The following is a 12,039-nucleotide window of genomic DNA, read 5'->3' as shown; positions in this document are numbered from 1 at the left end:
TTTTCAAGTGTTCAGTATTCAGTCGCAGTACTCAGTCTCAATGTTCTAAATAACATGAAACTTTAAACCTAAAACTTCAAACTATTTTATATTTTTGCTTCATGCAGCAATTAAATTTTCCTTCTTATAACTTTCGGTTCAAAAATAGCGAAAATAAAGTATCCATTTTTGATGCAATAAGGAAAAAATTCATCATTCTTACACCTGAGGAATGGGTTAGACAGCATGTTGTACAATTTTTATTAGTAGAAAAAAAATATCCACACTCCTTAATTAATGTTGAAAAAGTTTTAAAAGTCAATGGTTTACGAAAAAGATACGATGTAGTAGTCTTTAATTCGGATGGCTCTATTTTTATTTTGATAGAATGTAAAGCACCCGAAATTAAAATTGCACAAGCTACCTTCGACCAAATTGCGCGTTATAATATGACCATGAAAGCTAGTTATTTGATGGTAACCAATGGTTTGAATCATTACTTTTGCCAAATGGATTTCGAGAATGAAAAGTATCATTTTCTGAAAGAATTACCAGATTACAAACTTAATAGTCTATAAAACAAAGCCTCACAATGAGAATAGCAGTTGTCATACTTAATTGGAACGGAATTTTATTATTAGAAAAGTTTTTGCCGTCGGTTATAAAATTTTCTCTAGAAGCTACAATTTACGTTGCTGATAATGCTTCAACTGATGATTCGATTTCATATATCAAAGCTTTTTTTCCAACGGTAACAATTATTAAAAATAACAGTAACCTTGGTTTTGCAAGTGGATATAATGAAGCATTAAAGCAAGTTGATGCGGATGTTTATGCATTAGTAAATTCGGATATTGAAGTAACACAGAATTGGTTACAACCTATTCTTAAAACTTTCGAAAATGAACCTAAAACGGCTATTATCCAACCTAAAATTTTAGATTATAAACGCAAAGAGTACTTTGAATATGCAGGTGCTGCCGGAGGATTTATTGATCAATACGGATATCCTTTTTGTCGCGGTCGCATATTTGACACTTTGGAAAAAGATAACGGCCAATATGATGACACCCGTGAAATATTCTGGGCATCAGGAGCTTGTTTTTTTATCCGAAGTTCAGTTTATAAAGCATTAAACGGTTTTGACGATGATTTTTTTGCACATCAAGAAGAAATAGATTTGTGTTGGCGCGCCATTAATATAGGTTATACAATAAAATACATTTCAGCATCAGTGGTTTATCATGTAGGCGGTGCTACTTTGCAACAAGGCCATCCGATGAAAACGTATTTAAATTTCAGAAATTCCCTATTGATGCTGACTAAAAACCTACCTAAAGAAAAATTATTTTCGATCCTTTTTGGCAGAATGATTTTGGACGGAATTGCTGGAATTCAATTTTTAGCACAAGGAAAGTTCAAGCATTTTTGGGCAATATTAAAAGCTCATGGTGCTTTTTACACCCTTTTTTCTATTAATTATAAAAAGAGATACAAATTTCAGCAGCCAACATACTATACTGTTAAAAGTATCGTTTTCTTTTATTTTATTAGAAAAATAAACGTTTTTAACGATTTATTTAGTACCAAATAAATTTTAAAAAGCTAAATTTGTCTTTAACATTTAATTTAAATTAATAACATTTATGAAAAAAATAGTAATTGCCCTATCTGTATTAGCGCTATTAAGTTCATGTGTTTCTAAAAAGAAATACACTGATTTAGAAGCTAGAAATAAAGAAACTCAAGACTTATTAAACACTGCAACAGTAAAATTGAATGCTTGTTTAGAGGAAAAAGCAGCATTATCAGCTACTGCATCTCTTTTGAAAGAGCAAAATCAAGGATTAATAAGCACTTCTAAAGACATGACTATCCTGTCTACAAAAGGAGCTGAAAATATTGAAAAAGCTTTAGAGTCTATCAAAGAGAAAGATTTAAAAATTAGTAGAATGCAAGATGCTTTAACTAAAAAAGATAGTGTAACACTTGCTGTAGTTACTAGTTTAAAAAGCGCTGTAGGAATTTCTGATCCAGATATCGAAATTAATGTTGAAAAAGGAGTTGTATTTATATCTATTGCAGACAAATTGTTGTTTAAAACAGGAAGTTATGATGTAACTGATAAAGCAAAAGGTGTTTTAGCGAAGGTAGCTAAAGTAGTAAATGACAAACCAGATTTTGAATGTATGGTTGAAGGTCATACTGATAATGTTCCATTTAACGGATCGGGGATTTTATTAGACAACTGGGATTTAAGTGTAAAACGTTCTACTTCAATCATTCGTGTTTTAACAAATCAATTAGGAGTTAAACCAGAACAATTGATTGCAGCGGGAAGAAGTTCATACATTCCTTTAGTAGCTAATGATTCAGCTGAAAACAGAGCTAGAAACAGAAGAACTCGTATTGTTGTTTTACCAAAAATCGATCAATTTTACGAAATGATTGAAAAAGAAATGAAAAAACAATCAAAATAAGAAAGTAATCAGTGTTCAGTCACAGTTTACATTCCTAGTTTAAATAAAAAAAGTCGTCTTGAAAATTCAAGACGACTTTTTTGTTTTTACCGAAAACTGTGATTGAAAACTGAAAACTATTTTACAGAATATCCAAGCTCCCTTTCCCCTCTCTGATTACAATAGGCTCATCGCCTGATAAATCAATAATCGTTGACCCCATATTATCACCATAACCGCCATCAATAACCATATCGACAAGGTTTTGCCATTTTTCAAATATAAGTTCTGGATCTGTAGTATATTCAATTACATCATCATCATCGTGAATGGAAGTGGAAACAATTGGATTTCCTAGCTTTTTTACAATTTCTAATGCTATTGCATTATCTGGAACCCTGATTCCAACTGTAGTTTTCTTTTTGAATTCCTTAGGCAAATTATTATTTCCAGGTAAAATAAACGTATACGGTCCCGGTAAAGCTCTTTTTAATAGTTTAAAAGTAGGCGTGTCAATCTGTCTTACATAATCTGATAAATTACTCAAATCGTGACAAATAAAAGAAAAATTAGCTTTCTCTAGCTTTATTCCTTTAATCTTAGCAATGCGTTCTAAAGCTTTAGTATTGGTAATATCACAACCCAATCCATAAACAGTATCCGTAGGATAAATTACCAATCCTCCCTCTTTTAAAACTTTAACTACTTTGGCAATTGCCGCCTCGTTAGGTTTGTCTTCGTATATTTTTATAAATTGAGCCATCAGATTTAAGATTTTTGATTAATGATTTTTGATTTCCTGATTTAAAACTTCAGTCATCTGATTTTTGATTTACTCAAACTGTCACTGAACACTGAAAAACTGAACACTGGTACTATCCAATAATATCAAGTTTCGCAAAGCGTAACAATAATTTTTTTATTCCACCAACCTCAAATTTAATTTCAGCTTTTTTATCAGCTCCCACTCCTTCAAGATTTAAAACTTCACCTTTACCAAATCGTTCGTGCATTACAATATTTCCGGCAACCAATTTGTTATCAAACAAATTTGCACTCCCGCTAGCTGCAGTGTTACTGCTAACAGGTTTCAATTTACGAATATTTACATTTGTAACAGGTTCATAATCTGAACTATGTTTTACCGGTGGAGTTCCATTAGCTGGTTTTGCAAGACGCAGTTTAGATTTATCCACATCGCCAAAAATATCACTATCAATCATTGGTTTATACCTATAATTTGATTCTGCTGGAGTGAGATATTCTAAATACTGGGCGTCAATTTCTTCCACAAATCGTGAAGGTTCGCTATCCGTCAATTTTCCCCAACGGTAGCGTGATTGTGCATACGTCAAATATGCCTGATGCTCCGCACGTGTCAAGGCAACATAGAACAAACGACGTTCTTCTTCGAGTTCACTTCTCGTACTCATACTCATTGCACTCGGAAACAAATCTTCTTCCATTCCCACCACAAAAACATGAGGGAATTCCAACCCTTTTGCCAAGTGAATTGTCATTAATGCCACGCGGTCTTCATCACTGGTGTCTTTGTCTAAATCTGTTGCTAAAGCCACATCTTCCATAAACTCAGACAAGGCGCCACGAGCACCATCAATTTCTTTTTGCCCTTCAGTGAAATCCTTGATACCGTTGAGTAATTCCTCAATATTCTGGATTTTTGCCATCCCTTCTGGAGTAGCATCTTTTTTTAATTCTTGAACCAACCCTGTTTTTTTAGCAACATGATCAGTGATATAAAACGCATCTTGATTTTGATCAATAACCTGAAAACTCTGAATCATCGTGACAAAATCTTGCAATTTTTGTTTGGTTCCCGAATTCAGTTTTAAGTCAATTTTATCAATATTTTGCATTACTTCCCAGATGGAACGTTTGTAATGATTGGCTGCAATTGTAAGTTTTTCGACTGTTGTATCACCAATTCCGCGCGCTGGATAATTGATTACACGCACTAAAGCTTCTTCATCTTTTGGGTTGATAACCAATCGTAAGTAACACAATACGTCCTTGATCTCTTTCCTTTGATAAAAAGATAAACCACCATAAATTCGATACGGAATATCTCTTTTTCTTAGGGCATCTTCCATCGCTCGGGATTGCGCATTGGTTCTATATAAAATTGCAAATGAGCCGTTACTGAGCTGGTTTTGCATCTTTTGTTCGAAAATCGTGCTGGCCACAAAACGTCCCTCTTCGGCATCAGTCATACTACGGTGGACTTTTATTTTTGGACCAAAATCATTCGCAGTCCAAACTATTTTATCCAGTTTTACCTTATTCTTATCGATAATAGTATTTGCCGCTTCTACTATATTTTTTGTTGAACGATAGTTTTGTTCTAGTCTAAAGGTTTTCACACCTTCATAATCCTTTTGGAAATTCAAAATGTTGTTGATATTCGCACCACGAAACGCATAAATACTTTGCGCATCATCACCCACCACACAAATATTTTGAAATTTATCTGATAAAGCACGAACAATCAAATATTGAGAGTGATTCGTATCTTGGTACTCATCGACCAATATGTAACGGAAACGGTTTTGATATTTAGCTAATACTTCAGGAAAACGTGTCAATAACTCATTAGTTTTCAACAATAAATCATCAAAATCCATTGCTCCGGATTTAAAGCACTTATCAACATAATTTTGATAAATTTCCCCTAATCTTGGCTTTTTAGCCATTGCATCTGCTTCTTGTAATTCAGGATTGTTAAAATAGGCTTTTACCGTAATCAAGCTGTTTTTATAACTGGAAATTCTACTTAAAACCTGTTTTGGTTTATACACATCCCTGTCTAATTGCATTTCTTTGATAATCCCGGAAATACATCGCAATGAATCTTGGGAATCATAAATAGTAAAATTCGAAGGATATCCCAAATGATCGGCTTCGGAACGTAAAATTCTAGCAAAAACCGAGTGAAATGTTCCCATCCAAAGGTTTTTAGCCTCGCTTGCTCCTACAATTTGAGAGATTCGGGTTTTCATTTCCCGTGCCGCTTTATTGGTAAACGTAAGCGATAAAATATTAAACGCATCAATGCCCTGATTCATCAAGTAAGCAATTCTAATAGTCAACACACGCGTTTTCCCGGAGCCCGCACCAGCAATGATAATCATTGGCCCGTCTTTTTGAAGGACAGGTTCGCGTTGGGCTTCGTTGAGTTGATCGATATATTTATGCATGGAAATTTTTAAATTATTGTATGCAAAAATAAGCATTAAAGATGTATAATTATACTTTTATATGAAGCTAAAAACCATTCTTTATTTGTGGAACCAAATAGGGAATATCAGTACGACCTAATGCTATTTTAATGCTTTATTTTAAATAAACAGTATTTAATTTTAAAAATATAAGTCATGTAAGTTGAAGAAACTAAGTTTTCAAATAATTGATTTATAAGTGAATATAAGCTAAATGTTTCTTTGTATGGCTATCTGCTAGCCTAAATGAACTATCGGTTTTACTTGTCGGTATTCAAACTAAAAACTTATGTAACTTATATGTTTAACATCTGTATTCATTTAAAGAAGACATCGTATGCAAAACGGATTAAAGTCCCAACAACCACTACCAAAAAGAAAATTCGGATAAAACTATTTCCTTTATTGATGGCTAATTTAGCGCCAATCCAACCTCCAAGTGCGTTACTTGCAGCCATAGGCAATGCAACAGCCCAAATTATTTTACCTTTTAAAATAAAAAGACAAATAGAACCAAAATTTGTAGATAGATTGACCATTTTAGCATTTGCAGAAGCGTGTAAGAAATCGAAACCCATTATAGCAATAAAAGCGACCACCAAAAAACTTCCTGTTCCTGGTCCAATGAATCCGTCGTATAAACCAATTACGAAACTGATCCCAATAGCATTCAAGATTTGAGTTCTTGGGGAATGATTTTTTTCAATGTGTTGTCCGAAATTTTTCTTGGCATAAGTATAAATCACTAAAAAAGAAAGAACAACCAGTAATAACGGTTTCATGAAATCATTACTCACATACGTCAATAAAGTAGAGCCTAAAAATGCCGAAGGAAATGCCAAAAGCATCATGATAGCAAGCAATCTCCAGTTCATATCCACTTTTTTCAAATATTGATATGCTGCAAAGGAAGTGCCACTAAAAGCAGGAACTTTCAAGGTACCAATTACTGTAGAGACAGGAAGATTAGGCAATAAAATCAAACCCATGGGAGTTTGTATCAATCCACCTCCACCTACAATTGCATCAATAAATCCTGCAGCAAATGCAGCTAAACAAAGTAAAACCAGAACATAAGTCTCCATTATGATATTTAAATTTAAATACTGTTGTTATGATGGACAAAAATACTATTCGGTTTCATTTATTGCTATTAAATAGAAATTGTTTTGTACTTAAAAAAGTATATTTTTGCTTTTAAATTTTCATATAAAAATGGATTCGACAAAAATCATAGAAATTCTGGCCTATACTATACCATCTCTCATTACCGGTGGAGTTGCGTATTATTTATTTAACGCATATTTTAAAGACCAACAAAATACAAGACGCTGGTTGTTGCAAAAAGAAACTCAAAAAGAAGCTTTACCATTGCGTTTACAAGCCTACGAAAGAATGGTTTTATTTATGGAACGTATCAATCCTACCAAATTATTGATTAGAATTACTCCAGTTTCTAATGACAAAAACGATTACGAAAACTTGATTATTGCACAAATCGAACAGGAATTTGAGCATAATCTAACCCAACAAATATACATTTCTGATGAATGCTGGACAATCATTGTCACAGCAAAAAATAGTACTATCCAAATGATTCGAAAAGCGAATATGAGTGATCGTGTAGACAGTGCCGATAAATTACGAGAAATACTTTTGCATGATTTGATGGAAAAACAATCACCAAGTTATGCTGCCTTGGCGTACATTAAAAACGAAGTGAGTCAAATGTGGTAAATTTGAGCCCTTATTATTTTTAAAACTTATTCTTTCAATAATCGATTCAACTGAAATTGCTCAGCTTCATTTAAATCTGGGATAATTCTTTCTAGAGAAACTCTCATTTCTGGATTTTTTAATAATTTCCGAATGTTATCCCGACCAAATTTTGAGAATTGCCACATGTGATGCGTAGTTGCATTTACGAGATTTTGTAACACAACATCATTTATTAATTTAAAAGCAAGTAGTTTTTCCAGAGCATTTTGTCTTGTATTTGCTTCATAATCTAATGATGAATATTGAATTAATTCGTTTATCAACGCTTTGTTATCTTCTGTGTAATTTGATGTTGATAATGCTAAAGTAAGCCATAAGGTTCTCAAATTATAATCATTAAAACCCATCCAAGTTTTTGATTTATCTAAATATCGAATGCGTTGCTCCGGAAAATTATTCCATAAGTTATACAGAGCGATTTCTTTTGTTTGATACGAATTGTCCTCTAATAAACTTTCATATTGCGTTCTAAAATCTTCTGGAATTTCATTTAATAATGTGGCAACTGTTTGACGTAATTGTACATTATTAGTTTCTAAAGCTAAAATAAAAAGACTTTCTTTGTCTTCCCATTTTTCATTTTTCAATTGATTCAGAATCGCTTCTTTTACCGAAAAATAAACGTCTGATTGCATTATTTTTTCCAATAAATCACCTTTCTCTGCCAGCGATATACTTTTTAATTTATCAACTTCAAACAGCATCTGAATCGCTTTATTCTTAAGTAGTAAACTATTGGCTTGTAGTGTATTAAAAGCAGTGGTTTCAAGCCATACTTTGCTAAATTTATCTAAATCATAATGAGATACTTTTTTGATTTCAGCAAAGAAATCTTCTGTGTTCACACTCTGAAAAGCATGTTTTTTCAAATAGTTTTTTACTGCTTTCTTAAACGCCTTATCGCCTATTTCTTCGTGTAAAACAAAAAGTGCCCAAGCACCTTTTTGATAGAAAGTCAATGAACTGGCTTTGGCATTCAAAACAGGAATGGTATCCGTTCGGGAAGCAAATTTCAATTGTGAAGCCGAGTCATATAATTTAGAATAAAAATAATCTTCACCATACAATTCCTTTTCGGCTAACAGCGCATAATACGTTGCAAAACCTTCCTGTAACCAGTGGTGTTTTCCACTTTCGGCAGTGACTAAATTTCCAAACCATTGATGCGCTAATTCATGAGCATTGACATTTGTGTAACTTCTGTCTTCAAAACCTGTGGAATCGACCACATAACGCGTGTTGAAAAGCGTTGCTGATGTATTTTCCATTCCGGCATACAAGAAATCTCGAACAGGAACTTGCTTGTATATTCCCCATGGATACTTTACTCCTATTTTCTTTTCTAAAAAGTCAAACATTATTTTAGAATCGCGATAAGATGGTTCAAATTTAGTTGTGTCATTTGGTTCCAAATACATTTCTAAAGGAATTCCAGATTTAGTTTTTTGATAGTATTTTTCAAATTTTCCTATAGCAAGCATCAATAAATACGAACTCATTGGTTTTTGCATTTGGTATTGCCAAACCGAAAGTTCATCAAGTCCAGATTTAAATTTCAAAATTCCATTCGAAATGACCTGATATTTTTTATTGCATACAATATTCAAATTGAAAACTAATTTCTCATTTACATCATCAAAACTGGGAAACCAATGACTAGTATATTTGCCTTGTCCTTGTGTCCAGACCTGAATATTATCATTAATTTCTGAACCTACAAAATACATGGTTTGTTTTGGCTTAGCCAAATATTGAAAAGTGAGTTTGTTTTTTCCTTTTTTAAACGGAAAAATGATTTGCAATTGTTTTTGTGTATTTATGAAATTAACTGATTTTCCATTCAATTTCAAATGAGAAAATTCCATATTTTGCGCATCAATTTTAATTGTGTCAATAGATTTTAAAACCTCAAAATAATAATCAACATCTCCAGAAACAGTTTTTTCATTTGTGTTTACGTAAATTTTACCCAAAACCGATTTAAAATCAACAAATTGGGTTTGTTGCGCAAATGTAATGTTAGATATTAAGAGAAAAAGGTATTTCATGAATTTCAAAGGTTAAAACTGATATTTTCAAAGTTACAAAGGTTTCCCAAACTAATCAGACTAATTTTGTAAGTTTACCTCCAATAATTCAGAAGAAAATTACCTTGAAAAAGAAAGCCATATTTAACTGGAGCAGCGGAAAAGACTCTGCGCTGGCCTTATATAAAACATTACAAAACTCCGAAATTGAAATTACCGGTTTGTTAACCAGTGTAAACCAACAATATCAACGTATTTCGATGCATGGTGTAAGGGTTGAATTATTGCAACAACAGGCCGAAAGTATTGGATTACCTCTTGAAATCATGCAAATTCCAGAAATGCCTTCGATGGAAGTTTACGAAAATGTGATACGTGAAACATTGACGACACTAAAAAACCAAGGAATCACACATTCTATTTTTGGTGATATATTTCTTGAAGATTTACGTAAATATCGAGAAGATAAATTAACCGAAATAGGTTTCGAAGGTGTTTTTCCACTTTGGAAAATCCCAACTCACGAAATCATTCAGGAATTTATCAGTTTAGGATTTAAAACAATTGTAGTATGTGTCAACGAACGATTCTTAGATAAAAACTTTGTAGGACGTGTAATTGACCAAGATTTCATCAATGATTTACCTGATAATGTGGATGTTTGTGGAGAAAATGGAGAGTTTCACACCTTTACATTTGACGGTCCTATTTTCTCGAAACCAATTGATTTTGAAATTGGAGAAATCGTGTACCGAAAATATGAAAAACCAGAAAAAGAAGATTCCTCAAACACAGCCTGCGATTCTAATGCTACTGATGCCTTTGATTTTGGATTTTGGTATTGTGATTTAGTGTCTAAATAGTTTCTATAATTAGAAAATCCTAAACTACTAATTTTTTTTCGCGAGCTAATGTGAATTTAAATTTCAATCCTTTTCCCATTTCAGACTCGATATCTATGGTACCGTTCAAAGCATCTACAATCTTTTTTACAGTAGCTAATCCTATTCCGTTTCCTTTTACTCCAAATCTATCTACGGTTGAAGCAACTTCGAATATTTCAAAAATAATTTTATGATTTTCTTTTGAAATTCCCGGCCCATTATCGCTAACAACAATTGTATAAAAATCATTTTCCTCAATTACTTCAATCTCAATCTCTATATTTTTTTTATCGTTATACTTAATAGCGTTCGTAACGAGATTAATCAATATTTGTTCTAATGCCGTTTTATTGGTGTATAATGTACTAACATTTGACTTAAAAGTAATGGAACAGTTGTTTTTGAAAATAAAAAGATTGGAAAGATCTTTTTCCAACACTGAAAGGTTGATTTCGGTATTATTTTCTTTGTTTGTAATACTTGATTTGCTGTACGATAACAGACTTTCAATCATTTCTTTTAACTTAGAAGAAGAACTTTTAATTAAATTTATTATTTCTCTACCTTCATCATCAAGTGTTTGACTATAATTATCTATAAAAATGTCAGTAAGCCCCGAAATATTAACCAAAGGAGATTTTAAATCATGTGCAGCGATATAAGCAAATTGTTCCAGTTCTTTGTTTTTCTCTTCTAAAGTTTCCAAAGTTTTTTCTAATTGTAATTTGTTTAACCTTAGTTCCAATAATTTCATGGTTTGTTCAGAAAGTGCTTTTAACGAACGAATTTGGTCTGGAGACAAAACTTTTGGTTTGTGATCAATTACACAGATGGTTCCTAATGACAATCCATTCTCGCTAGTCAAAGGTACACCGGCATAAAAAATTACGTTAGGTTGACCGGAAACTATTGGATTATCATGAAAACGAATATCATTTCTAGCGTCAGGAATAATAAAAACATTTTTTGGATCATTTATTGCATGAGCACAAAAAGAATAATCTCTTGGAGTTTCTGATATATCTAATCCTCGATGTGATTTAAACCATTGTCGTTCTTCATCTACAAACGAGATAAGAGCAATTGGAGTTCCACATATTTGTGAAGCTATCATGGTCAAATTATCATATTCTTCCTCTTCAAGAGTATCTAAAATAGAATAGGATTCTAATAATTTAATTCTATCATGTTCATGTATATGCTTTTCAGGTGCAATCATTTTCGGAGTGTTTTTTTATGCTTCTCGTATCAATACTGGATTCAAGATATTTTATATACTATCTTAAAACTTTTTTGATTCATTTACTTGATGGGTGTAAAATTACCTATTTTTACTGTTCATTACTTTGTGAAGGCTTAGATTTTATATAAAATTTAATACAAAATGCTTTTTTTTTAAACATACCAACATCTTTTATTTGATACGACTGACTAACATTCTATTAAAAAAATAGAAAAAGAGCACTTGAAGTTTTTCAACTTCTGAGTACTCTTTAGCAAAAGTGCTACATCATTCTAAAATTAACCAAAACAAATTTTATGAAAATGTTTTAATAAGCACTTATAATTTACTTTTTATAACCCGTTGGGTGAAATTAGTTTATTTGAATTTTGATATTATTGATTGGTCTGTCAAATATGAATTTGTTGATATATTGAACCAATGTTAATGCTG

General features: G+C 32.2%; 10 protein-coding genes. 5 read left to right on the top strand and 5 right to left on the bottom strand.

Features of this window, described 5'->3' with window-relative positions; all coding sequences use genetic code 11:
• Positions 1-101: 101 nt before the first annotated feature.
• Genes DFR66_RS09025 through DFR66_RS09015 form a run of 3 tightly spaced genes read left to right on the top strand, consistent with a single transcriptional unit; the run spans position 102 to position 2,459 of the window.
• A complete protein-coding gene (locus tag DFR66_RS09025; protein ID WP_114754520.1) occupies positions 102-557 on the top strand; it encodes a type I restriction enzyme HsdR N-terminal domain-containing protein in 456 nt (151 codons plus the stop codon).
• A gap of 14 nt (positions 558-571) precedes the next feature.
• Positions 572-1,573 (top strand): glycosyltransferase family 2 protein, encoded by a 1,002-nt coding sequence (locus DFR66_RS09020; RefSeq protein ID WP_114754519.1) that lies wholly within the window; start codon positions 572-574, stop codon positions 1,571-1,573.
• A gap of 52 nt (positions 1,574-1,625) precedes the next feature.
• Positions 1,626-2,459 (top strand): OmpA/MotB family protein, encoded by an 834-nt coding sequence (locus DFR66_RS09015; RefSeq protein WP_114754518.1) that lies wholly within the window; start codon positions 1,626-1,628, stop codon positions 2,457-2,459.
• Between the two features lie 121 nt (positions 2,460-2,580).
• Here DFR66_RS09015 and DFR66_RS09010 read toward each other — a convergent pair whose 3' ends face one another.
• From DFR66_RS09010 to DFR66_RS09000, 3 genes are all read right to left on the bottom strand, one after another.
• A complete protein-coding gene (locus DFR66_RS09010) occupies positions 2,581-3,201 on the bottom strand; it encodes an L-threonylcarbamoyladenylate synthase (RefSeq protein WP_114754517.1) in 621 nt (206 codons plus the stop codon).
• Between the two features lie 112 nt (positions 3,202-3,313).
• Positions 3,314-5,653 (bottom strand): ATP-dependent helicase, encoded by a 2,340-nt coding sequence (locus DFR66_RS09005; RefSeq protein WP_114754623.1) that lies wholly within the window; start codon positions 5,651-5,653, stop codon positions 3,314-3,316.
• A 338-nt stretch (positions 5,654-5,991) separates the two neighbouring features.
• Entirely contained in the window at positions 5,992-6,759 is a 768-nt protein-coding gene (locus DFR66_RS09000; RefSeq protein ID WP_114754516.1) for a sulfite exporter TauE/SafE family protein, read from the bottom strand.
• Positions 6,760-6,889: 130 nt separating this feature from the next.
• Between DFR66_RS09000 and DFR66_RS08995 the strand changes: the two genes are divergently transcribed.
• Positions 6,890-7,411 (top strand): DUF7935 family protein, encoded by a 522-nt coding sequence (locus tag DFR66_RS08995; protein ID WP_114754515.1) that lies wholly within the window; start codon positions 6,890-6,892, stop codon positions 7,409-7,411.
• Between the two features lie 26 nt (positions 7,412-7,437).
• Here the strand turns inward: DFR66_RS08995 and DFR66_RS08990 are convergent, their stop codons facing one another.
• A complete protein-coding gene (locus DFR66_RS08990; RefSeq protein WP_114754514.1) occupies positions 7,438-9,501 on the bottom strand; it encodes a M1 family metallopeptidase in 2,064 nt (687 codons plus the stop codon).
• A 104-nt stretch (positions 9,502-9,605) separates the two neighbouring features.
• On the opposite strand from DFR66_RS08990, the gene DFR66_RS08985 reads away from it, so the two are divergent.
• Positions 9,606-10,343: a Dph6-related ATP pyrophosphatase gene (locus DFR66_RS08985; RefSeq protein WP_114754513.1), complete on the top strand. Its 738-nt coding sequence runs from the start codon at positions 9,606-9,608 to the stop codon at positions 10,341-10,343.
• 19 nt (positions 10,344-10,362) lie between these two features.
• Here the strand turns inward: DFR66_RS08985 and DFR66_RS08980 are convergent, their stop codons facing one another.
• Entirely contained in the window at positions 10,363-11,583 is a 1,221-nt protein-coding gene (locus DFR66_RS08980; RefSeq protein ID WP_114754512.1) for a sensor histidine kinase, read from the bottom strand.
• Between the last annotated feature and the right edge of the window lie 456 nt (positions 11,584-12,039).

It is taken from the genome of Flavobacterium glaciei (assembly GCF_003350545.1).
Classification (GTDB): Bacteria; Bacteroidota; Bacteroidia; order Flavobacteriales; family Flavobacteriaceae; genus Flavobacterium; species Flavobacterium glaciei.
Note: the sequence above shows the minus strand (reverse complement) of the source record. Positions and strands in the feature narration are given on the sequence as shown.